The organism is Polaribacter sp. R2A056_3_33 (genome assembly GCF_019278485.1).
Classification (GTDB): domain Bacteria; phylum Bacteroidota; class Bacteroidia; order Flavobacteriales; family Flavobacteriaceae; genus Polaribacter.
Genome location: NZ_CP058984.1, coordinates 2,910,001 through 2,935,368, shown reverse-complemented (window position 1 = coordinate 2,935,368; position 25,368 = coordinate 2,910,001). Strand labels below are relative to the sequence as shown.

Here is a 25,368-nt window from a genome sequence, read left to right as displayed (position 1 = left end):
ACTTAAATAAAAAGTCTCGAATTCACTTTCGAGACTTTTGTTTTTTTACACTACTTTTTTCAGTAATTTTGTATGGAAGGCTTAACCTTTCTAAACATGCAAACAAGCACCTATCAAGCACTAAAAATTAATCAAAACGCACAGACTTCAATTCAGGATGTTTTGGTTGTAGAAGCTGCTTTACAAATTAACATTAATGATGAGCCTTATACTGTAGTTATGAGAACACCAGATAATGACAAAGCATTAATAAGAGGATTGCTTTTTGCTGAAGATATTTATAAAAGTGACAAAACTTTAATTTTTAACATAGTTAAGGAAGAAAATGAAATTCCGACGATTATAAATGTTACTATTTCTAAAGAAGTATTAGGTAAAGGATATTTAAATAAAAGAACATTGCTCTCTGTTTCTTCTTGCGGAATTTGTGAAAAAAATGAGCTAAAAGACAATAATGTTGAAGGAGAAAAACGAACTAAAACAACTACTTTTTCTAGTACTGTTTTACATGAAATGTTTTTAAAAATGAATAGTTTTCAGCATACTTTTAAAAACTCTGGTGGTAGTCATGCAGCAGCAATTTTTAATAGAAACCATGAGTTTTTAACCGTTAAAGAAGATATTGGAAGACATAATGCTGTAGATAAAGTAATTGGAGATTTATTGATAAAAGACTATTTAAAGCATGCTAAATATTTATTGGTAAGCGGACGCGTTTCTTACGAAATTGTTTCGAAAGCATTTATTGCAAAAATTCCAATTATTGTAGCAGTCTCTGCCTGCTCTTCTTTAGCTGTAGATTTTGCAAAAGAATTTGGTATTTGCTTAATCGGTTTTACAAGAGAACAAAAAATGACCATTTATTCAAATCCTTCATTTGTTGAAAAAACGAAAAGCTATGTCTAAAAACAGAAAAGCAGATATTAGCAATACTCCAGCTTCCAAAACAGTAATTATCACCATTAAAAAAAGATAAAAATCACCTTATGAAAAAGATTATTTTTTTACTTGTAGTTCTAATTTCTAACCAACTATTATTTTCTCAAACAGAAAATACTCCGAAGAAACTTACTCAAAAAGGGTTTGCTAAAATAGATTTCCTTTCTATTGATATGCCTATTATAGAAACTTCCAAAGAACCCAATATGGGACTAACAGGGATCAATTATAATCTATTTTTAGGTGATGAATTCTATACAGGTGTTGGGCTCTATGGTTCTATTGCAGGAATACGAGGTGGTTTTTTTACTTTGGGAGTAAACGCAGGTCTTAAAAAATATTTTTCTAATAAATTATATGTGGATACCGGTTTTCACTTTGGTGGCGGTGGTGGCGCAGGTGCTCTTGATGGCGGTGGTGCTTTTATATTACCTCATTTTAATTTAGGTTATGACTTTAAAAACTTTTCAATAAACGGAGGTTGGAGTTATGTTAACTTTTTTGATGGTGGAAAAATTAAAGGGCATCAACTAAATGTAGCTTTAGAAATTCCTTTAGATTTTGAATATTCAGATTATAAATCAGCAGAAAAAGAAATAGATTTAGATCATTTTAATAATACTAGTTGGAATCAAAATCCAAAAAGAAATTCTTTAATGGTTCACTTTAACAATTTAAAGGTTTTAAGCAAGGCTAAATCTACAGATGATCAAGTTTTAGAAGGTAAAACCATAAAATTAGCCGGATTTGAATATACTTCTTACTTAAACAAAAATTGGTTTACATTTTTAAAAGTAGATGGTGCTTACGATGGTATTAGAGCAGGTTATATGGATGTTTTACTTGGTGGAGGTTATCATTTATCAATGAACAGAAATAGAACCAATATTTTAGCAAAATTTGGTATTGGTGCTGGTGGTGGTGGTGGTGTAGATAGTAAAGGTGGTTTCTTATTTTATCCTGATTTATCTATAGAACAACAATTATTTAAAGACATTTATGTCTCTGTTAATAAGGGCTATCTCTTAACTCCGAATAAAGATTTTTACACTTCTTCTTTTGGTGTCGGAATTAAATATTATATAGAGAGAAATGGAATAAATACCGACAACGCAACCTTTACAAAAGGGAAATTTAAAGGCTTTGAAGTCATTGTAAAGCAAGACATGTACTTTAATGCAAAAAGAATGGATGCCCCTACAGAACACATGCATCAAATTTCTTTACAAGTAAATTTAGATTTAAATAAAAATGTATATGTTGCTGGTCAAACTTCTTTTGCCAATTTTGGTAATGCAGGTGCTTATGGTGAAGGTTTGGTTGGTGCAGGTTTAAAAACGAATCCTTTATTTAATGATTCTACTTCTTTATTTGCACAACTATTAGGTGGTGCTGCAGGTGGTGGTGGTATTGCCACAGGACAAGGTTTAATTATAAAACCAAGTTTAGGATTCGATTATGAGCTTTCTAAAACCTTAAATTTAAGAGCAGCTGCAGGTTATGTAAAAGCAAGAGGAGGCGAACTAAGCAGCCCATTTATCAACCTTGGTTTAAAGTATAACATCTCTTTTTTAAAATTGAAATAATGAAAAAAAAATAGCGCTACTTAAACTATGTATTTAAGTAGTGCTATTGATATCTTTAATAGATTTAATGTATTTTACTTATATCGCAGTTTCTAAATATTTAACAACAAAATCAATTTCTTCTTTGGTTGTATATTTAGAAAAAGAAAAACGAACTGAGGTTTTATTTGCATCAGTATCATTTAATATTTCTTGTAATACGTGAGAACCTTTATTACTTCCACTTTGGCAGGCACTTCCTCCAGAAATAGCTATTCCAGCCATGTCTAAACTAAATAAAAGCATATCATTGGTAAAAGGAAAACGCACATTTAAAATGGTATAACTGCTATTTTCAATATCTGAAGAAAGTCCGTTAAATTGAATGTCTTCTGAAATACTCTTTAATTCAAAAATAAAATACTTTTTTAAATTCTCAATGTAATTTTTATCTTCCTCTAAACTAGAAACAGCAATTTCCAATGCTTTTTCCATCCCTAAAATAGCATGTACATTTTCTGTACTAGACCTTGCACCCATCTCTTGTTCGCCACCATGAAGCATTGGTAAAATTCCAAATCCTTTTCTAAAAAAGGCAAAACCTACTCCTTTTGGGCCATGAAACTTATGTGCACTCGATACCATAAAATCTAACGATATTTTCTGTAAATCAATATTATAGTGACCTATCGCTTGTACGGTATCCGAATGAAATAAGGCATTATTCTTTATACAAATCTCGGTAACTTCATCAATATCTAAAATATTACCTATTTCATTGTTAATCAACATTAAACTTACCAACGTTTTATCTTCTGATGCTGATAAAAGCTGTTCTAGATGAACAGTATCCACAGTTCCAAATTCATCAAGATTTACATAATCTACAAGTATGTTATGATTTTTTTCTAAATGAAAACACGTATGTAAAACGGCATGATGCTCTATTTTAGTCGTAATAATTCTTTTAACTCCAAGGTTAAAAACAGCATTGTGCAATATTAAATTATCTGCTTCTGTGCCACCAGCAGTAAAAATAATTTCGCTGGCCGTTACATTAAAATGCTTTGCAATATTCTTTCTAGCAGTTTCTACCGCAGATTTTGCTTTTCTACCAAATTGATGAATAGATGATGGATTTCCATAATTACTCTTCATAGACGTATGCATTACCTCTATAACTTGGTCATCTATTTGAGTGGTTGCTGCGTTATCTAAATAAACGGTTTTCATAACTTAAAATTAAATAGGGTTTTGAAAAATATAAACTTCTGTAGCTCCTAAGCCATATTTCTTATAAGAAGCATCATAAAATTTTACTGGATATTTATTTAATAATCTTAAAAGTTCAGATCTTAAAACACCTTCTCCAACTCCATGTATAAAAACTACTTTAGCGATTCTTTTAGCTATGGCAAACTCAATTTTACTTTTTGCAGTGTCTAATTGTAGGTTTAACATATCGTAATTATCCATGTTTCTTGTAGACTTCGTCAGTTTACTTATATGCAAATCGACTTCTAAAATCACTTCTTTCTTTTCTTTTTTAAATAAACTTTTCTTTGGTTTATTCTGTGCAATTTTATCTTTTAATAGTGAATTATTAATATCACTAAACTTAGACAACTCATGTTGCTCTACATCAATTCGAACTAATTCTGATGCATTGAATTTAAAAATCATACCATCGGTAGTTTCTACAGAAATTTCAGTACCATTAATACCGATGACATTTCCTTTTAGAACATCATCTAAAACAGCTACTTTATTTCCAATTTTTAAACTCATTCTTTATCTTGACTTAATTTTATTATCAGTTATTTTTAGAAAGTAAATTTATTACAAAAGTAACAAGCTAAAAAGGTTTCTCTCTAAAATAAGTATAAATTCTGATTACTTAACACGTTAAGATACTGAAAGAAGTACAGTATATAAGGAGTTAATCCTATTAAACAATCGGTTCTTTTTTATAAACTTTTTAATTTATCACCAAAAAGGAGTAACAATATAATAGGAATCCCTAATGAGATTACTAAAATCTTATTTGTCTCAAATAAAGACGGATTTAATAAAAGTGTAATAGCAAAACCACCAATTGCTCCACCTAAATGTGCAGAATGCCCAACGTTACCCAATTGCTTTTTCATTCCGTAAATTGAATATAATAAATACCCAACCCCAAAAATATAACCAGGAATTGGTATTGGAATAAAAAACAAATACAATTCCATTGCAGGGTATAAAAGTATGGAAGCATACACAATACCAGAAACCGCTCCAGAAGCTCCTACAGCACTATAATAAGGTTCATTTTTGTGATATTTAAGTGAGTACAAACTACCTGATAATAAACTTCCAAAATAGATTACTAAAAAACCAGGAATCCCTAAAATCTGAGCAACAATATCTCCAAAAAGATATAGAGCATACATATTAAAACCTAAATGCAGCCAGTCTACATGTAAAAAACCCGAAGTTAAGGTTCTTATTTTTTCACCAGATAAAACTTTACCTACTTGAAACTTATATTTATCTAAAAAAGAGTAATCATTAAACCCTTTCATAGAAACCAAAACATTGGCAATAATCAGTATTAATACTGCTTGATTTATATTGTTCATCATAAAGCAAAATTACTGAAATCTGATTTACTAATGCTACTCCATTTTAAATTTATATCCGATATTTGCATACTTAAAATAATACTCCATGCATTTAATTGTTTTTAGTCTTATATACCCGTTTATTTGGTTAATATCTAAACTTCCTATGAAGATATTGTACATAATTTCGGATGGACTATATCTCTTAAACTATTACATTATTGGCTATAGAAAAAAAGTAGTTTTAGAGAATTTACATTTAGCTTTTCCTGAAAAAAGTGAGGAAGAAATTATAAAAATTAGTAAAGGTTTTCTTAAACATTTAACTGATTTTATTGTAGAAAGTATAAAGACTTTTACAATTTCTGAAAAAGAAATTTCTAAAAGAATTAAATATAAAAACATTGATTTACTAAAAGAGGTTGCTAAAAACGGAAAAAGTATTTCTTTAGTAGGAATACATCAAGCAAATTGGGAATGGTTGACAGGCTTACCTTTACAAATTAAAAAACCAGATTTTTATGCTGCGTATACCAAAGTACAAAACAAGCACTTCGAAAAAGTAATTAAAATGTCTCGTTCTAAGTTTGGCGGAACCTTATATAGAACCTCAGACACAATTAGAAACCTTCATCGAAATTTTGTAAATAAAAAACAAGGTATTTATATTTTGTTAAGCGATCAATCTCCACAACTAAAGAACACTCATTATTGGGCTGAATTTATGGGAATAAAAGTACCAATTCATATAGGTGCAGAAACTCTAGCTAAAAGATACGATATGTCTTTTGTATACTGGACGACCAGAAAAATTAAAAGAGGTTATTATGAAGTTGAATTTGAATTGATTACAGAAAATCCAAAAGAGTATAAAAATTACCAACTTACAGATAAATTTATCGAAATAACTGAAAGAAATATTAGAAATCAACCTGAAGTTTATTTATGGTCTCACAAACGTTTTAAACATAGAGATAAAGTTCCGATATTACCATCATAAATAACAACTATATGCAATTATTAAGTTTTGTACTTACATATCCATTAATTTTACTGCTCTCTATATTACCAATGAGAGTTTTATATATTATTTCGGACTTTTTTTTCTTTCTAGTATATTATGTTTTCCGCTACAGAAAAGAAGTCGTTTTAGCAAACTTACATCTTGCTTTCCCTGAAAAATCTGAAGATGAAATAGCATTAATTTCTAAAAAATTCTTTAAACATTTTACAGACTTGGTTGTAGAAAGTGTCAAATACTTTTCTATTAGTGAGAAGGAGATAAAAAAACGTTACAAATTTTTAAATCCAGAATTAGTAGATAATTATAGCAAAAAGAAAAGAGGTATTATAATTGTTGGAGCACATCAAGCTAACTGGGAATGGTCTACAAGTATGCCACTTGCTTTAGAAACAACAATTTTAGGCGCATATACTAAAATACAAAACAAGTATTACGAGAAAGCGATTAAAAAGAGTAGAAAACGGTTTGGTATTGATGGTTATAAAACCTCTGAAACAATTCTTAATATTCAAAAAAACATTGACAATAACCTACAAGCTGCTTATATTTTACTAAGCGACCAGTCTCCACAACCTCATAAAACGTATTATTGGAGTGAGTTTTTTGGTGTAAAAGTACCGATACATACTGGTGCAGAAATGCTTGCAAAAAAGTTCGACTTTGTTGTAATTAACTATGTGGCAAGAAAAGTAAAAAGAGGGTATTATGAAATTGAATTTCAATTAATAACGGAAACACCTAGAGATTTTGATGATTATCAAATTACGGATAAATACACCAAAATAACCGAAGAAAATATAAGGCTACAACCAGAATTATATTTATGGTCTCACAAACGTTTTAAACATAAAGACAAAGTGCCAAAAGAATTTTTATAATCCTTTTGGCACTTTTAGTAGATTTTTATTTCTTTTACAAATTAAACCTTCCTCCAATAAGTATATTTCTTTGGAAAAAAGTAAAACTTTGAGAAGCTCCATCATTTGGATTATAAGTCGTTTTAACATCTGGCATATAAATATAACCAAACTTTAAATCTGATTGGATATAGAAATATTTAAAGAATGTAAAATCTAGTCCAATAACAGCTGAAGTACCGTAACCTGCAATATGAAACTCATCATGTCTTTCTTGATCAAATAACTTAACATCTGTTCTTGGATACAAAATTCCGGCTCCTAAACCTTCCGTAAGGTTTATTTGAAAATTCTTATGATTTAAACCTATTAAATGACCAATTTCATCAAATCTTCTAAACTCAACATTTACATAATTTAAACCATCGGTATGTTCTAGCTGTAAAAAATCTTCAGATAATATTTGATTATCATTATTATAAACACCATCAAATGGAGTTCCTGCATTTATCTCTCCGTCAATTTTTACCGTTTGGTCTGCAACCATTACATATTTCATGTGGTCTACACCTATAGAAATCGTATAATTTTCTTTTAAAAAATATCCTATTCTATAATTGTTTTGAGGAATGGTAATTCTACCCGGATTTAAATAATCGTTGAAACTAAATGGAGTTTGTCTGTCTTTTGCTTTTACATTACGTAAAGTAAAATCATAACTACCATTATCTCCAGTAAAGTGAATATCTGAATCAGAGTAATTAGCCCTGTTCCACCCCCAATAAAAAAAGAATTTTCCTTTATTGGTTATTTTCTCTACATTTTTAAAATTGTCAGTATTTTCTGTACTATTTTCTTGTGAAAAAGAACAGATGCTCATTAATAAAAATGAACCTATTATTACTTTTGTTTTCAAAATACTATGCTATTATTGCTTTAATTTCATTGATAAATCTTACGGCTAAATCATCTGCAGCTTGCTGTGATTTTGCTTCTGTATAGATTCTAATAATTGGCTCTGTATTCGATTTTCTTAAGTGAATCCACTCGTCTGCAAAATCAATTTTTACACCATCTATAGTATTTACATCTTCGTTAGAATAGGTAGACGCCATGGTTTCTAAAATTTTGTCAACATCTATTTCTGGTGTTAACTGAATTTTATTTTTACTCATAAAATAACTTGGATACGAATCTCTTAATTCTTTACAAGATATTTTTTTATTTGCTAAATGAGATAAAAACAAAGCGACACCAACTAGAGAATCTCTACCATAATGAGAAGCAGGGTAAATAATTCCTCCGTTTCCTTCTCCACCAATTACTGTATTGGTTTCTTTCATTTTGATAACCACATTTACTTCTCCAACTGCTGAAGCTGTATACGTTCCACCATGCTTTTCTGTTACATCTCTTAATGCTCTAGAAGAAGATAAGTTAGAAACGGTGTTTCCGCCACCTAATTTTCCTAAAACGTAATCTGCACAAGCAACTAATGTATACTCTTCGCCAAACATAGAACCGTCTTCAGAAATTAAAGCCAAACGATCTACATCTGGATCTACTACAATTCCGAAATCTGCTTTTTCTTTAACCACCAATTCAGAAATATCTGTTAAGTGTTCTTTTAAAGGTTCTGGATTGTGAGGAAACTCACCATTTGGTGTACAATATAACTCTACACATTTAACACCTAATTTTTTTAATAAAGCAGGAATAAAAATTCCTCCTGTAGAATTTACTCCATCTACAACTACTTTAAATTTTGCTTTTTTAATGGCTTTTACATCTACTAAGTCAAGATTTAAAACTTCTTTAATATGCTTTTTTAAGTATTTTTTATTCTTTTTATAAGAACCTAAATCATCTACTTCTGCAAATGAAAAGTCTTCACTTTCTGCTAAAGCTAAAATCTGCTCTCCTTCTTCTCCATTTAAAAATTCTCCTTTTTCATTTAAAAGTTTTAAAGCATTCCATTGCTTTGGGTTGTGAGAAGCGGTTAAGATGATTCCTCCATCTGCTTTCTCTAAAGGTACAGCAACTTCTACAGTTGGTGTTGTAGATAAACCTAAATCGATTACATCTATTCCTAAACCAACTAGAGTATTAGCAACTAAACTAGAAATCATTTTACCAGAAATACGAGCATCTCTACCAACTACTACTTTAATTTTTTTCTTATCTGCATTTCTTGCTTTAATAAAAGCTCCGTATGCAGAGGCAAACTTTACAGCGTCTATTGGGGTTAAATTATCAACCGTTTTTCCGCCAATGGTTCCTCTAATTCCTGAAATTGATTTTATTAATGTCATAATATATACTTGTCTTTTTAAGCGGAACAAATATAATTCTATTAAATGATTAAATAAATTAGTGAGCTGTAAATTTTATGTAAGCTATTTGTTAGCAAAAATGTGCGTTAGGGATTGAAGTATTTGTTTGAGCTCTTTTTTATTTTTCTTAAAAAAAGCGAGTGTGGAAAGCCCGACCTTTTTAGGAACGCCCCTAAAAAAAGTTTTCAGTATTCAAAAATTAAAATTTTTAAATACTAAAAATCTAAAGCACAAAAAAAGCCGATACAAATTGTATCGACTTTTAAAATATATTAGAAATGTAAATGATTATTTACCTTCTTCCATTTTTTTCTTTAATGCTGCAAGACCACCAATATCTCCTAAGGTAGTTTTTTCTGCTTCTGCTGCTTTCTTAACGGCAACTTTCACATTTCTTTTCTCTTGCTCTTTAAATAAAGATGTATGAGAAACAACAACTCTTCTGTATTCTTTAGAGAATTCTAAAACTACAAATTCGATTTTGTCTCCTTTTTCTAATTTAGAACCATCTTCTTTTTCTAAGAATCTTGTAGGTGCAAATCCTTCTACGCCATCAGCGAAAATTACAACTGCTCCTTTATCATTCTTTTCTTTGATTGTTCCTTCATGTTTAGAACCGATTGCATACGTAGCTTCATGTGCATCCCAAGGGTTATCTTGTGTTTGCTTATGACCTAAGTTTAACTTTCTGTTCTCTACATCTAATTCTAATACTTGTACTTCTAGTTTATCACCAACAGTTACAAAATCTGAAGGATGCTTCACTTTCTTAGTCCAAGATAAGTCTGAGATATAAACTAAACCATCAATACCTTCTTCTAGTTCAACGAATACACCAAAGTTAGTATAGTTACGAACTGTACCAGTGTGTGTAGAACCTACAGGATATTTAGTAGTAATATCTGTCCAAGGATCTGGATGTAATTGTTTGATACCTAAAGACATTTTACGGTCTTCACGGTCTAAAGTTAAAATTTGAGCTTCAACTTTATCTCCAACTTTTACGAAATCTTGTGCAGAACGTAAGTGAGTTGACCAAGACATTTCAGAAACGTGAATTAACCCTTCTACTCCTTGTTCTACTTCTACAAACGCACCATAATCAGCTAAAACAACAACTTCACCATTTACTTTATCACCAACTTTTAATTCGTTGTTTAAAGCTTCCCAAGGATGAGCAGATAATTGTTTTAATCCTAATTGAATTCTAGATTTGTTATCATCAAAGTCTAAAATTACAACGTTTAATTTTTGATCTAATTCTACAACCTCATTTGGATGATTGATTCTAGACCAAGATAAATCAGTAATATGTACTAATCCGTCTACACCACCTAAATCAACAAAGACACCATAAGAAGTAATATTTTTAACAATACCTTCTAATACTTGTCCTTTTTCTAATTGACCAATAATTTCTTTTTTCTGTAATTCAATATCAGCTTCAATAAGAGCTTTATGAGATACAACAACGTTTTTAAATTCGTGGTTGATTTTAACAACTTTAAATTCCATTGTTTTCTCAACATACTGATCGTAATCTCTAATTGGCTTAACGTCAATTTGAGATCCTGGTAAGAATGCTTCGATTCCGAAAACATCTACAATCATACCACCTCTAGTTCTACATTTAACGAAACCGTTAACTACTTCACCAGTTTCATGAGCATTGTTAACACGTTCCCATGCTTTAATTACTCTTGCTTTTTTGTGAGATAATACTAATTGACCAGAAGAATCTTCTCTTTTGTCAACTAATACTTCTACAGTATCTCCTTCTTTTAAACCTTGGTTGTAACGAAATTCGTTTAAAGAAATAACTCCTTCAGATTTAGAGTTGATATCGATGATTGCATCTCTATCAGTAATTCTGATTACAGTTCCTTCAATTACGTCACGCTCGTTTACAAAACCTACAGTTCCTTCTAACGCTTTTTCAAATGCTTGTAATTTTTCTTCATCAACAGCTTCAATACCTTGTTCGTATTTGTGCCAGTTAAAATCAGCTAAAAATTGTGTTGGATCTACAGCTGGAGTTGCTGTTGCTTGTACTTCAGTAGCAGCTACCTGCTCTTCAGTGTTTTTTGTTTCTTCAGACATTTCTGAATAATAATTTTGTATCTTATTGTTTATCAGATTTTAACGATATAAACGCAAAGAGTTGTTTTTATAAATTGTTTTAAATATTCCTTTTATAAATCTGTTCTCGTAAAAAGGAGTGCAAATTTACAAAAATGTTTTGATTTATAACACTTTACAATTAATTTATTATTCCTTTTATTGTTGATATACAAAAAACTACCTTTGCACCCTTAAAACCTTTTAGGTAGATTTTAATGAAGATGGATAAAAATACAAAAGATTTAGTAGATAAAGGAATAATGCTTCCGTTAATGGAAGAGTTCTATACCATACAAGGAGAAGGTGCTCATACAGGTACTGCCGCTTATTTTATTAGAGTTGGTGGTTGCGATGTGGGTTGCCATTGGTGTGATGTTAAAGAAAGTTGGAACGCAGAATTGCACCCACCTACTTTAGCAGATACTATTGTAGACAACGTTAAAAAATATGCGAATACCGTTGTTATAACTGGTGGAGAGCCTTTAATGTGGTCTATGGATTATATTACAGAAAACCTTCAGAAAAACAATATTAGAACGCATATAGAAACTTCTGGAGCGTATTCTTTTTCGGGTAAATGGAATTGGTTTTGCCTTTCGCCTAAGAAAACAAAAATGCCTTTAGCCGAATGTTATCCTGAAGCAGATGAATTAAAAATGATTATTCATAACAAATCTGATTTTGATTTTGCTGAGCAAGAAGCCGCTAAGGTTGGTGCTAAATGTCAACTTTATTTACAGCCAGAATGGAGTAAAAAAGAAAAGATGACTGCAGAAATTGTAGATTATGTTATGAAAAATCCAAAGTGGAAAATTTCTTTACAAACACATAAATACCTGAATATTCCATAATATTCAGGTATTTTATACTTTTATTAGGAACTACTCTCCCTGCGAGGAGTTTATCTTAAGCGTAGTCGAAAGACACTCGCTTTTTTTATTGCTAGTTCTCTACACAAATTTGTTCATTCTTTAGAAATTCAATCTAACTGACAGTTAAAAAGAATTCAAACATATGCTTCAATCAGGGGGCCTAGACTATTTGTAAGCTTTAAACACTAATCTTCGATTCTTCTATCTACTATAGAACAAATACGATCAAACTGTTCGTTAATTCCCATATCAGAATTATCAAACTCAATAGCGTCTTTTGCTTTCATTAAAGGAGAATCTTTTCTGGTAGAATCTATCCTATCTCTTTCTTCTACATTAAAAAGTATGTCTTTAAAATCTACTTTATCACCTCTATCAATCAATTCTTTATAGCGTCTATTAGCTCTCTTATCTGCAGAAGCGGTCATAAATAACTTTAATTCGGCATCCGGAAAAACAACTGTACCAATATCTCTACCGTCCATAACAATACCGCTGTTTTTTCCCATTAGTTGCTGTTCTGCTACTAACTTTTTTCTTACTTCAGAAATCGCTGCAACTTTACTAACTAATTGAGAAACTGCTAAAGTTCTAATCTCTTTTTCTACATTATCAGCGTTTAAAAACATTTCAGCAAAACCTAAATCTTCATTAAACTGAAATGTAAGAGAAATATGTTTTAAATTTAAAATAAGTCCTTTTTCATCTAAATGAGTTTTACTCACAAAATTATTGTTCATAGCAAATAAGGTAACTGCTCTATACATTGCACCTGTATCTACATAAATATAATTGTACTTTTTTGCTACTAATTTAGCAATGGTACTTTTTCCTGTTGATGAAAAACCATCAATAGCTATTATAATTTTTTTATTCATATTACCTTCTACTATCTAAATCTATTAATAAACTAAAAGTACTTGCATTTGCTGCAGAATGAAATTTAGAATACGCATAATTGAACTTTAATCTGTTCATTTGAATTCCAAATCCATAAGAGAAACCACTAAAAGTTCTAGCGTTTTGTAATTTTAATTCAGCTGCTCTTCTAAAATTATAGCCCAATCTTAGATTAATCAAACTCTCTGGAAACAATTCACCTCCTATAACAAAATGTCTAAAAGTATTTCCTAAAAAACCTACGTCTTCATTAGTAATATTACCTTCTAAATCGGTTGTTTGATCAGACGGATTAGCTACAGAGATATCCCATTTTTGTAAATTATCTATAGTCGCATACCATTTTAAAGGTACGTGTTCTAATTTATAAGAACCTCCTAAAGCTACTTTAAAGGGCATTTTTTCTTTTACACCATTATATGTTTGTATTTGAGTACCAAAATTTCTAGCAACTAAAGTAAATGTATATGGTTTATAAGGGCTATTATATAAAATTGCTAAATCTGCAGAAACACCAACAGAGCTATAACTATCAATATTAGAGTTGATAAACCTTATGTTGGCTCCAATAAAAAAATTTGATCTTGGTATATTTAGAGCATACCCAGCTGAAACGGCAATATCACTTGCATTAAAATTACCTGTTTCATTTCCTTCCTCATCAGCTCCTATTAAAGAACCATAATCTATATATTTAATACTTCCATGTATCGTTCCAAACCTTCTAGAAATCGTTTTTGCAAATGCTAAAGAACCAATGTTTATACCGGCTAAGTAACTCGTGTAATTTGCAGATAATTTATTATCAATCTCAACACTTATCACAGAAGGATTCCAAATTGGCTGGTTTACATCATCTAAAAGCGTTAAAACCTCACCACCTAAAGCTACTTGTCTCGCAGAAGTAGAAATATTTAAAAACTGATACACTTCTCCTCCTCCAACTTGAGCAGTTAAGGAGATAGAAAAAAATAAAATAGAAATAAAAAATAATTTTATCATTAACTAATTTAGTTTCAATTTACAAATATACTTTATAACGTAGTAGCATCATAAAAATTACTATTTAAAACTATAAAATATTTTCATTTAAATGTCATTATAAGATAATCCTGAATATTATTCATGAAATATATTTATATTTTCTGAATAATTAATATTGATACTCAACAGACATATAAAAGCTATTAAGTTCCTACCATCTATTTCCTAAGAATACAATTATACATGGTTTTTTCTTAAAAAGGTACTTCAAAAAGTATAAAATTGAATCTTCTACTTGTTCTGAATACATATTAAATTAAAGGTTTAAGGCTAAGAAAATTAACTACACTTTATTAGCTACAAAGGCCATTGGCTATCGAAATCCTTTCTATTGATTATTTTTATTGTAATTTTGTGGATGCAACTGTTTTTCTGCTTTTATTTTTTCTTATAAGCTTTGTCTTTAAGCTTTATCTTCACTGCACATTAAATTTTACCTTTTGAAAACAGTATTAAACAGAACACTAAATTAATTAACCTAAATATTTTACGAAAACTACAATATGAGTAATTCTTTTAGAACCAAAACCACTTTAGATAAAGGCGTAACTATACCTAGTCTAATTTTTATAATCTCCATTTGTCTAATTTCTGCTATTTTTCCTGATTTTACAGAAACCCTCCTGAATAAGGTTAAAAACTTCATATTTGTTAACTTTAATTGGGTATACGTTTGGTGTGTTACAATATTTGTTATTTTCTTGGTTTATTTAATGTTTAGTAAGTACGGAAATATTAAGCTAGGAAGTAACGATAGCAAGCCAGACTATTCTTTCTTTTCATGGGTTTCAATGCTATTTTCCGCTGGTATGGGAATTGGGTTGATGTATTTTAGTGTAGCAGAACCTATGCAGCATTACTCCAATGAAGTATTAATGGGCAACAGTACCATTAGTCCTGCAAAAAATGCTCAATTATATACTTTTTTCCATTGGGGAATTCATGCTTGGGCTATTTATGGTACTGTAGGACTATCATTATCCTACTTCGCATATCGATACAAACTTCCACTTTCATTACGAAGCTGTTTATACCCAATACTAAAAGATAAGGTTAAAGGAAAATGGGGAAACGCAATTGATGTATTCGCTCTTTGCAGTACCTTTTTTGGAATAACAACCACACTTGGTTTTGGTGTTGTTCAAATCAATTCTGGATTAGAAACCCTAAACATAGTACCCGAGAGTAGTTTTATCTATCAGATTATAATAGTAGGTGTATTGGTTTCTATTTCCATTTTTTCTGCTGTAACCGGCGTAGATAAAGGTGTTAAAATACTGAGTAATATTAATATTATTAGTGTTGTTATTTTATTATTATTTGTTTTATTTCTTGGACCAACTGTTTATATAATAAGCAGTTTTACCGAAGGAATGGGTAGTTATATTCATAACTTTTTTAAACTAACATTTAATACACATATTTATGAAGAAGAAACACTGCCTTGGTTTTACGATTGGACCATACTTTACTGGGCGTGGTGGATTTCTTGGTCTCCTTATGTTGGACTTTTTATTGCTAAAATATCAAAAGGAAGAACTATACGAGAATTCATTTCGGCAGTATTAATCATACCAACATTATTCAATTTTATTTGGGTGTCTGTATTCGGAAATAGCGCTATTTGGTTTGATATTAATGTCGCAAATGGTCTACTTAGTGAATTATCTAGTAATCCTGATGCCTTGATGTTTAATTTTTTAGAATACCTACCATTCACTAAAGTAATTAGTTTATTAGCTATTTCTATCATTCTTATTTTCTTTGTAACATCTGCAGACTCAGGTATGTTTGTAATGAATAGTATCTCTAGTAAGAACTCACAAAATTCTCCTAAATGGCAAACTGCAGGATGGGGAATTCTACTTGCTATTCTAGCCCTATTTTTATTAAACGCTGGAGGGCTTGAAGCCTTACAAAGCATGACACTTATTACAGCACTACCGTTTTCTATAATTATTCTTTTATTTGTTGTGAGCCTTGTAAAAGCACTCGCTATAGATAATGATTATTACAAACGTGATTTTCAAGTAACCCCTTGGTCTGGTTTATTTTGGAAAGAACGTTTAAAACAAATTATTTCATACGATGACCAAAAATCTGTTGATGAATTTATTGAAAACACGGTTAAACCTGCCTTTAAAGAACTACACCAAGAATTTGTAAATAATGGAATTGAAGCAACTGTTCATTTTTCCGACAAACCCAAAAGCGTAGAAATTGAAATTAAGTATGATGTCGTTAATAATTTTGTATATGGCGTAAAAAATCAATCAAAATTAGTTTCTCAATACTTAATTGATGAAGACAACCTTGGAGGATTTGAAGAAGATTGTTCCTACCTTCCTATAACTTATTTTGGTGATTACAGAAAAGGATATGACGTACGTCTTTTTACTAAAGATGAACTAATTTCTGATGTCCTCAAACATTACGAAAGGCTTTTAGCTATTATTTCCGAAGAAAAAAACGAAATGTTTATTAGTAGTAATGCAAATAAAAAATAAATCAGTCCGATGTTCATCCTTTAAAACAAATAGATCTCTAAAAAACGAAGTCAAAACAATAATATCAACATAACAATGACTACTACTTACGAAACCATTCAAAGGTTTTGTGAGTAATGATCAATAACACCTTATTAAAAGATATCTGATAAGTGTTTAAAATTGATGATTTTACAAGAGAACTCTCTGTATGTATTCGGCTATCATAAGTTTAAGAAAATAAAAAATCTAGCTTTAGGAATACTTTTTTTTATTCTAAGACCACGGTATAAAAGCTGAGTATTTAAATATAACCTTATTTAACACTAGTTTTATCTAAGTAATAACAATGTTAAGTAACATATTTGCTTTTATAAGTAAAAAAGGAATATTCTGTTTACTAGAAAATAATAAAAAACTCCATTTTTAAAATGTTTATTAACGACATCAATTTTCCGCTTTAACAATCACCACCTTCTAAAAGAAATATTTACTATATGATATTCTACTTATTTCGAAAAACTTGAAATAGTAAAAAAATAATATACTTCTTCCCCATCAAATTGAATATTTAAGAAAAGAGAAAAAAAAATATTTTTTTATCTAAATGCAATTATAAACAATCATGAATATTATTCACAAAAACAAGTATGTAAAATTAACAATACTTTATATTTAGATATAATAAAAATAAAATACTGCAATAAAGCAACACTAACCAACTATAAAAATGCAGTAAAAACGCAAAAATGACGCAAAAAAAATAAATAAAATGCAAGATTATTGTAATAAATTGTTAAGTTTGTCTTAACTAATCAATAATAATAACTATGACTAAAAAAATTAAAGTAACACTTCTGGTTTTTTTTACAACTTCATTTTCCGTACTATTTTCACAAAACATAGTTGTGAAAGGTACCGTTGTTGATAAAATTGATACGCCTTTACCAGGGGTTACTATTGTAATTAAAGGTAGTAATAAAGGAACGTCTACTGATTTTTATGGAAATTATAACATATCAGTTGCAAAAGGTAAAACGCTAGTTTTCTCTTCTATTGGTTTTCAAAAAAAAGAAGTTGTTGTTAATAGCACAACTGCCAAGGTCGTTTTAGAAGAAGACACTTCTGTTCTTGGTGAAGTTGTTATAACTGCAGAATTCGGTTTAAAACGTGTAAAACGTAGTATCGGTTCTTCAGTTCAGCATGTTGATGGAAAAACGATTGAAGATTCTGGTAGAGAAAATTTTATTACCGCATTAGCAGGTCGAGTTGCTGGTCTTAATGTAGGGTCTACAAGTGGAAATCCTGGTGCCTCTACCAATGTGGTTCTTAGAAACATTACCTCTATATCGGGTAATAATCAACCGCTTTATGTAGTGGATGGTATTCCTATGAACAATTCTACTTTTGATCCGAGCGGAATGGCTGGTGGAGAATTTTCTGTACGTGACATGGACTTTTCTTCTAGAGGTAACGATTTTAACCCTGATGATGTTGAATCTATAACAATTTTAAAAGGAGCTGGTGCTGCGGCATTATACGGTTCAGATGCATCTAACGGAGCAATTATTATTACCACTAAAAAAGGTACTTCTGGTAAAGGAACTGTTCGATTTAGTAATTTTCTAAAATTTAGTAATGCTTATGGTTATCCAGAAATGCAAGACAAATATTCTAACGGAGCTAAAGGGACAACAAACTACTATTACACAAGTAAATTTGGAGGGTTGTATCCTGAAGACACAAAAATTTATGACAATCTTGATGCAATACTTCAAACAGGCGTTCAACAACGATACAATGTTTCTGTAGACGGAGGATCTGATAAAGCAACTATTCGTGGTAGTTTTTCTCAATTAAACGAAACTGGTGTTGTAAAAACTACTAAATACAAGAGAACTAATTTAAGTTTATCTGGTAAAGCAGAAGTTACAGACTGGTTAACTTTTGAAGGAGCTTTGCAATATACTAATACAGAAAACAACAAGGTTAGAACAGGTACTTCAGGTCCGTTATATCGTGCTATGTTATGGCCTAGAGTAGATGATATGAGCAATTATCTTGCTGAAGACGGTAGTCATATGAGAACACCTGATTATTACCTTGATGTAGATTTATTAAATCCTCTTTTTGGAATGAATAATAATAAGTATTATGATGAATCAGATAGATTTATCAGTAATATTTCTTTGAATATGACGCCAATGAAAAACACTTTTGTTAGGGCACAAGTTGGATGGGATGTAGGTATGCAAACCTATGTAACATCTACGCATCCTTATTATGCGTATGATAATGCTGGTGAAGGTAGTTATAACATAACTCAGTCAAATTTTTCTGATCCGACCATTAATATACTTGGTGGTTATAGTAATACATATTTTGATGACAAATTTTCATTTTCAGGTCAATTAGGATATCACCAAGTAGAGAATGGAGTAACAAGAACTAGTAGTTATGGTAGTAATTTTATTGCAACAGATTTTCAATCTATCAACAACACAGACCCTTTAACACAAACATCTAGCCAAAGAAATACCAAAAGACGAGTACAAGGAATTTCTGGTTCGTTTGAATTTGGATATAATAATTTAGCTTTTATAACATTAAGAGCTAGAAATGACTGGTCATCTACATTGCCTGTAGAAAACAACAGTTATTTCTATCCTGCTGTAGAAGGAGCTTTAATTGTATCTGATTTAGATTTCTTAAAGGATAATGAAACTATAAATCATTTTAAGCTACGTGGTTCATGGGCTCAAGTTGGTAAAGATGCAAGTCCTTTACAAATAGACCCACAATTAGAAAAAACTAATTTAACAGGTGGGGGGTTCAAATATGGTTATACAGGTCCTAACCCAGAACTTAAACCAGAAATTACAACTGCAAATGAAATTGGTATAGACTTAGGTTTGTTTAAAAATAGAGTAAAAACAAGTTTTACCTATTTTACAACGGAAAATTCAGATCAGATAGTAAGAGGTTTTAGATTAAGTTATGCAACAGGATTTGTATTAAACACATTAAATGTAGGTACATTTAAAACAAAAGGATGGGAAGCAAATATTGATGTTGATATTATAAGAAATAATGACTTTACTTGGAATTTTGGTATCAATGGATCTCAAGGAACTTCAGAAGTTGTTTCTCTGCCAGAAAATGTAACGGAATACTATAATGCCTATACTTGGACTTCTGGAAACATACGAAATGGTATTATGCAAGGTGAATCAATTTCAACTATAACAGGTAGAGCTTACGAACGTAATGATAATGGTGATATATTAATTAGTCCAACTACAGGATTGCCTATCACCGCTAGTGAATGGTCTATTATTGGAGACAGAGAACCAAAATTACGTTTTGGAATGAGTACTAGTTTTAAATATAAAAACTTTAGATTATCTAGTTTATTTGCAGGACGTCTAGGAGCTACTGTTGTAAATGGAACAAAACGAGATATGATGTATAGAGGGAATAGTTGGGAATCAGTAGATTTAAGAGAAAGTGGTCCACAAATATTTAATGGTGTTATTCAAGATGGTAATGAGAATTCAGCTAACCCAACTCAAAATACAATAGCAGTAGATTATAGTATGTATGGTTCTTCTATATTTACAGGAGGAGACGAAGATTGGCTAGAAAAAGATGTAAACTATTTACGTATGCAAGAATTACGTTTTTCTTACCGTCTAGATGAAGATTTACTTAATAAATCTAAACTTTTTTCTCAAGTAAACCTATATTTTGTAGCAAACGACTTATTTACTTGGACAAATTATTCTGGTATTGATGCTGTGGGGAACTCAGTTTCAGCAGCTGCAGGAGGTACTGGTGGTGAAGGTATTGATATTTGGTCTATTCCAAATCCACGTAGCTATTCAGTAGGAATCAGTTTAACCTTAAATTAAAAAATCATGAAAAATAAATTAATATACATACTTATAGCTTTTTTCAGTTTTACTAGCTGTGAAGAATATCTTGATGTAAATAATAATATAGATGCACCTGCTGAAGTAGAAGGATATTTATACCTAGCAGGAATTACCCAACAATATCAAGGTATTTATTATGATCTAAGAGCAATTGCTCCGATGACACAAATGATGGGTACAAGTAGTTACACCAGTTTTGCTAGCAATTACTATAATTTAGGGAGCGATGCTGGAGGAGAAATTTGGAGAATGACTTATTGGAGTCAAGGTCAAAATCTAGAAAACTTAATCAATCAATCTATAGAAGCAGAAGATTGGACTTTAGCTGGAATTGGTTTAGCAATGAAAGCTTACAGTTGGGATTTATTGACAAAAGTTCATGGAGAAGTACCAATGAATGATGCATTTGTACCTAGTTTACTACAGCATGATTATGATTATCAAAAAGATGTCTACACCCAAGTTCGTGAATGGGCTTATGAAGCAATTGAAATGTTAGAAAAAACTGACGATCAATCGTATGGTGATAAATTAACTAATAATGATTTTATTTATGGTGGTGATAAAGAAATGTGGAAGAAATTTTCATACGCCATTATTGTCCGTAACTTAGCTTCTTTAAGTAATAAATCAGACTTTTCAGGAACATACGCTCAAGAATTAATTAATGCAGCTGGTAAATCTTTCCAAAGTCCTAGTGATGACGCTACTGTTTCTGTAGGTGGTGGATCACAATCTGCACCATATAGTAGCTATAATAATTTTTGGGGAACGGCAAGAGGTAATTTAAGTTACAGCTATTTTCAACATGATTATGCAGTACAAGTATTTACAGGTACAGTTCCTAAATATGAGGATGCAACAGGAGATAAAATTCATATTATAAATACGACAAACTATTATCATCCGGTTGAACTTGCGGATAAACAAATTATAACTGATACGTTAACAAATGAATTAGGTCATTATGATCCTAGAGTTGCTGTTAAATTGGCTACAGAAAGTAACCCAACATATTTAAATTTAAATAATACAGACAGTATAAAAGCGTATCAATATTATGGAGGTTCTTTTACAGGTAGTACAGGACCTATAGGACAAGCTCCATCATTTTACGGTAGAACCTTATCTTCTCAATACCAAGGTACAGTTCATGATGGTACTGGTAGATGGATTTATAGAGATGATGCTCCATATATATTAACCACGTACTCTGAAATTCAATTTTGTTTAGCAGAAACCTATTGGAAGTTGGGTCAAAAAACAGATGCTTTTGAAGCCTTCAAAAGAGGGGTTAGTGCAGATATGCAAACAACAGCTCGTTATATAAGTACAGGAAGTGAAGGAAGTGCTAGTGGAGGTGACAAAATTACAACAAGTGTTTTTAATTCACTTGCATCAGAATACTTAAACGGACCTTATGCAGGAGCACTACCATTAAACGAATTTACATTGTCACATATTATGATGCAAAAATGGGTTTCTTTATATCCATGGGGAGCTTCAGAAGCTTGGGTTGATATGCGTAAATATAATTATGATATTGACTATACAGGAGATGTTCCTAGCACAGGTAATGGTTTTATACACGGACTAGTAGATCAGAAAAAAGACACAGACGATACTAAAGTATACAAAGGTTTTTATTTAGCACCTGCGCAAGTGGAAGGTAGAAAAGGATCTTATTATACACAAAATGAAGGTTCACCAAGTTACCGAATAAGACCTCGATTTAATTCAGAATATATGTGGAATATACCTTCTTTAGAGATACTTAAACCTATATCGGGAACAGCAGAGAATTATCACACGTCTATTCCGTGGTTTGTCTATCCAGGAGATTTACCTCAATAAAGTATATGTTCAACTTAAGAAATCTAAAAAACATGAAAAATATAACTAAAATAGGACTCTTTCTAGTTTGTGCATTTTTAATTACAGCTTGTGAAGAACACGTTGTAGAATATGACACAACAGAAATTGATACAGAAACAACAGCACAATTCCAAATACATTATGTAGTTCCCCTTGCAAGTGGAACCGCTAGCACCATAAATAGGATAGAATTAAATGATGAGTTATTAAGCAATGAAACTTATTCATTACCTATTAATAGCTTTATACCTAGATCTGCTACGGGTGGTAAATTTTATACTACAGAATCTGGATTAATAAATCTAAAACTATATATAGGAGCTGTAGATGATTTAACATTAGTGTATGACAAGAATATTGAAATGCCTGCAGGAAAAACGACTCTAATTGTGCATGATTTTGATAAAGATCCAACTATAGTAGATTATGGAGAATATCCAAAAATAACAACAGAAAACACAGGTGAAACAACATGGATTAAATTTCATAATTCCCTTTATGAAACACCAGGAGTACCTACTACTCTAAGACTTCAATACCAATATCAATATATTTTAGATAACGATACCGGAGAAAGAAGTGAATGGTTTAATGTTGGAGAACCAGTATTATTTGGAGAAGCAACTGGATGGGAACCAGTAACAGTAAATAAACGAATAGAAATATCTTCTGGTTATGGGTATAATTATTACCGTATTAGAGTAATTGGAGATGATGGATCTGATCAAGGTAGCCTACAAGTTTTTAGATGGAGTTTGAATGATTATAGTGATTATTGGACAGGTTATGTTGGCAGTTATAGACAACATATTCTTTCTAGATACCGCGTAGGTAACTCATCTTATTACGGTAGAGTATATCAATATACTGCATTGTAAATAATTTCAAATTTGTATAAATTAAAGCCAGTTCTAATTTACTTTAGAACTGGCTTTATTCTTTTTATGCTTATATAAATTATTTAAGACAATATAAGCAAAAGTGAATCTAATTAAGGGCGTGCCCATGAAAAAAGCATGGTCAGGCTATACACTACAAGTCCTCGCTCGTACCTCACTGTGGGCTTTTTGTTACTATCCTTCACGCAAAACATTCAGTTATATAAAAAAATAGATAGTAATTAATGAACATTTCTGACTAACGTCTTATAAATATCAAAAGACTTATTATTATTTAGAAATTACAAATTTGTTTAAAATAATTTGTCAGTTGTACCTTTTTAAAAAAATCCTAAAATCATAAAAGGATAATCTATTTTGAATTAACTTCAATAAGAGACTTTAAACGAAAATAGATATCAATATTAAATCAAAGCAAAGGGGAACTAAAAAACGATACCTTGTAAAACTCAACTTATATGAGCACCTGTGCTTACTTAATGTCAAAATTATAAAACTTTGAAAGAAATTCCGGTTGATAAAATAACAATTACTAATTAAAGGCTCCCATTGTTTGTAACAGTATCGTCAAAGATTAGCAGAATAAACCACAGAAAGTCAAAAAAAATTATCAAGAGAGAATAAAAATTTGTCATGCTGAACTTGATTCAGCATCTCGCCTTGCATAAACTTAATGCAACAAAGAAATTGAAGTAAATTCAGATTGATAAAATAACAATAAGTATTTCCGAGGCTAGTGCTCGTTTGTAACGCGTACAGACACGGATTAACATATTATACCACCAGTTTGTCATTTCGACCTTTTGTAAGGAATCACCTAACAATATAAAGTAGTGTATGATCAAGAGTATGAGATTTTTCCTACCATCAAATGATAAGTTAGATGATTTTATGTAATTCATAGATTACAAGACCATAACAAACCTTTGAGTTTATTACAAAAAAAAACCTCAATTCATAAGAATTGAGGTTTAGGATCTTGAATATTCAAGATTAAAGAAAGGCGGCGACCTACTCTCCCACATAAATGCAGTACCATCGGCGCGATTGGGCTTAACTTCTCTGTTCGAGATGGGAAGAGGTGAGCCCCAATGCTATAACCACCCTAAAATTTTCAGCTAAATAATTTTAACTGTATAAGTTAACATATGGTAAAATAATATCTAAATCGTCTAATAAATAAAGAGGTTCTGCTCCCGCCTTTCGGCGGGAAGCGTACATAAGTCTATGGGTTATTAGTATCACTTGGCTATGACATTACTGCCTTTACACCTATGACCTATCAACGTTGTAATCTCCAACGACCCTTTAAAGAAATCTCATCTTGTGGTGGGTTTCGCGCTTATATGCTTTCAGCGCTTATCCCTTCCCGACGTAGCTACCCTGCTATGCTTCTGGCGAAACAACAGGTACACTAGAGGTCAGTCCAACTCGGTCCTCTCGTACTAGAGTCAGATCCACGCAAATTTCTAACGCCCACAGCAGATAGAGACCGAACTGTCTCACGACGTTCTGAACCCAGCTCGCGTGCCACTTTAATGGGCGAACAGCCCAACCCTTGGGACCTTCTCCAGCCCCAGGATGTGACGAGCCGACATCGAGGTGCCAAACCCCCCCGTCGATATGAGCTCTTGGGGGAGATCAGCCTGTTATCCCCGGAGTACCTTTTATCCTTTGAGCGATGGCCCTTCCATGCGGAACCACCGGATCACTATGCTCTTGTTTCCAACCTGATCGACCTGTATGTCTCTCAGTCAAGCACCCTTATGCCATTGCACTCTACGTACGGTTACCAAGCGTACTGAGGGTACCTTTAGAAGCCTCCGTTACTCTTTTGGAGGCGACCACCCCAGTCAAACTACCCACCAAGCACTGTCCTCATCTCTGAGTTAGACTCTAGATAAGCAAAGGGTGG

17 protein-coding genes and 2 rRNA genes (1 of these 19 only partly in view) are annotated in these 25,368 nt (G+C 31.3%); 9 read left to right on the top strand and 10 right to left on the bottom strand.

Features of this window, described 5'->3' with window-relative positions; genetic code table 11:
* Nucleotides 1-96: 96 nt before the first annotated feature.
* Both fdhD and H0I29_RS12275 read left to right on the top strand, forming a co-directional pair.
* Nucleotides 97-906: a formate dehydrogenase accessory sulfurtransferase FdhD gene (gene fdhD / locus H0I29_RS12280; protein ID WP_218752563.1), complete on the top strand. Its 810-nt coding sequence runs from the start codon at nt 97-99 to the stop codon at nt 904-906.
* Nucleotides 907-986: 80 nt separating this feature from the next.
* Nucleotides 987-2,525, top strand: coding sequence for a hypothetical protein (locus tag H0I29_RS12275; RefSeq protein WP_218752562.1), 1,539 nt, complete (start codon nt 987-989; stop codon nt 2,523-2,525).
* A gap of 78 nt (nt 2,526-2,603) precedes the next feature.
* Here H0I29_RS12275 and H0I29_RS12270 read toward each other — a convergent pair whose 3' ends face one another.
* From H0I29_RS12270 to H0I29_RS12260, 3 genes are all read right to left on the bottom strand, one after another.
* Nucleotides 2,604-3,737, bottom strand: a complete 1,134-nt coding sequence (locus H0I29_RS12270) for a cysteine desulfurase family protein (RefSeq protein WP_218752561.1) — start codon at nt 3,735-3,737, stop codon at nt 2,604-2,606.
* Between the two features lie 9 nt (nt 3,738-3,746).
* Nucleotides 3,747-4,292, bottom strand: coding sequence for a Smr/MutS family protein (locus tag H0I29_RS12265; protein WP_218732962.1), 546 nt, complete (start codon nt 4,290-4,292; stop codon nt 3,747-3,749).
* Nucleotides 4,293-4,471: 179 nt separating this feature from the next.
* On the bottom strand, nt 4,472-5,128 hold the full coding sequence (locus tag H0I29_RS12260; protein ID WP_218732961.1) for a rhomboid family intramembrane serine protease: 657 nt from the start codon (nt 5,126-5,128) through the stop codon (nt 4,472-4,474).
* 145 nt (nt 5,129-5,273) lie between these two features.
* Between H0I29_RS12260 and H0I29_RS12255 the strand changes: the two genes are divergently transcribed.
* The gene (locus tag H0I29_RS12255; protein ID WP_254712622.1) at nt 5,274-6,107 is read left to right on the top strand and encodes a lysophospholipid acyltransferase family protein; all 834 of its coding nucleotides are present in this window, start codon (nt 5,274-5,276) and stop codon (nt 6,105-6,107) included.
* Between the two features lie 11 nt (nt 6,108-6,118).
* Nucleotides 6,119-7,009, top strand: a complete 891-nt coding sequence (locus H0I29_RS12250; protein ID WP_218752560.1) for a lysophospholipid acyltransferase family protein — start codon at nt 6,119-6,121, stop codon at nt 7,007-7,009.
* A gap of 34 nt (nt 7,010-7,043) precedes the next feature.
* On the opposite strand, the gene H0I29_RS12245 is transcribed toward H0I29_RS12250, so the two are convergent.
* The 3 genes from H0I29_RS12245 to rpsA form a co-directional block, all read right to left on the bottom strand.
* Complete coding sequence (locus H0I29_RS12245) at nt 7,044-7,904, bottom strand: hypothetical protein (RefSeq protein ID WP_254712621.1); 861 nt, start codon at nt 7,902-7,904, stop codon at nt 7,044-7,046.
* A gap of 4 nt (nt 7,905-7,908) precedes the next feature.
* Nucleotides 7,909-9,300, bottom strand: coding sequence for a phosphoglucosamine mutase (gene glmM / locus H0I29_RS12240; protein ID WP_218752559.1), 1,392 nt, complete (start codon nt 9,298-9,300; stop codon nt 7,909-7,911).
* A 309-nt stretch (nt 9,301-9,609) separates the two neighbouring features.
* On the bottom strand, nt 9,610-11,421 hold the full coding sequence (gene rpsA, locus H0I29_RS12235) for a 30S ribosomal protein S1 (protein ID WP_218732957.1): 1,812 nt from the start codon (nt 11,419-11,421) through the stop codon (nt 9,610-9,612).
* Nucleotides 11,422-11,663: 242 nt separating this feature from the next.
* Between rpsA and H0I29_RS12230 the strand changes: the two genes are divergently transcribed.
* On the top strand, nt 11,664-12,293 hold the full coding sequence (locus H0I29_RS12230) for a 7-carboxy-7-deazaguanine synthase QueE (RefSeq protein ID WP_208888786.1): 630 nt from the start codon (nt 11,664-11,666) through the stop codon (nt 12,291-12,293).
* A gap of 206 nt (nt 12,294-12,499) precedes the next feature.
* On the opposite strand, the gene cmk is transcribed toward H0I29_RS12230, so the two are convergent.
* Together cmk and porQ are read right to left on the bottom strand one after the other, a co-directional pair.
* Nucleotides 12,500-13,192: a (d)CMP kinase gene (cmk, locus tag H0I29_RS12225; protein ID WP_218752558.1), complete on the bottom strand. Its 693-nt coding sequence runs from the start codon at nt 13,190-13,192 to the stop codon at nt 12,500-12,502.
* Between the two features lies 1 nt (nt 13,193).
* Complete coding sequence (gene porQ, locus H0I29_RS12220; protein WP_218752557.1) at nt 13,194-14,216, bottom strand: type IX secretion system protein PorQ; 1,023 nt, start codon at nt 14,214-14,216, stop codon at nt 13,194-13,196.
* A gap of 545 nt (nt 14,217-14,761) precedes the next feature.
* Here porQ and H0I29_RS12215 point away from each other — a divergent pair.
* The 4 genes from H0I29_RS12215 to H0I29_RS12200 all read left to right on the top strand — a co-directional run bounded on the left by H0I29_RS12215 (nt 14,762) and on the right by H0I29_RS12200 (nt 23,432).
* Nucleotides 14,762-16,765, top strand: coding sequence for a BCCT family transporter (locus H0I29_RS12215; RefSeq protein ID WP_218752556.1), 2,004 nt, complete (start codon nt 14,762-14,764; stop codon nt 16,763-16,765).
* 887 nt (nt 16,766-17,652) lie between these two features.
* Complete coding sequence (locus H0I29_RS12210) at nt 17,653-20,655, top strand: SusC/RagA family TonB-linked outer membrane protein (RefSeq protein ID WP_218752555.1); 3,003 nt, start codon at nt 17,653-17,655, stop codon at nt 20,653-20,655.
* A 6-nt stretch (nt 20,656-20,661) separates the two neighbouring features.
* Nucleotides 20,662-22,533 carry a SusD/RagB family nutrient-binding outer membrane lipoprotein gene (locus tag H0I29_RS12205; protein ID WP_218752553.1) on the top strand — a complete coding sequence of 624 codons (1,872 nt, stop codon included), beginning with the start codon at nt 20,662-20,664 and terminating at the stop codon, nt 22,531-22,533.
* A gap of 32 nt (nt 22,534-22,565) precedes the next feature.
* Complete coding sequence (locus H0I29_RS12200) at nt 22,566-23,432, top strand: hypothetical protein (protein ID WP_218752552.1); 867 nt, start codon at nt 22,566-22,568, stop codon at nt 23,430-23,432.
* 1,019 nt (nt 23,433-24,451) lie between these two features.
* Here the strand turns inward: H0I29_RS12200 and rrf are convergent.
* Together rrf and H0I29_RS12190 are read right to left on the bottom strand one after the other, a co-directional pair.
* Nucleotides 24,452-24,561, bottom strand: a 5S ribosomal RNA gene (rrf, locus tag H0I29_RS12195).
* Between the two features lie 107 nt (nt 24,562-24,668).
* A 23S ribosomal RNA gene (locus H0I29_RS12190) occupies nt 24,669-25,368 on the bottom strand (it continues 2,185 nt past the right edge of the window).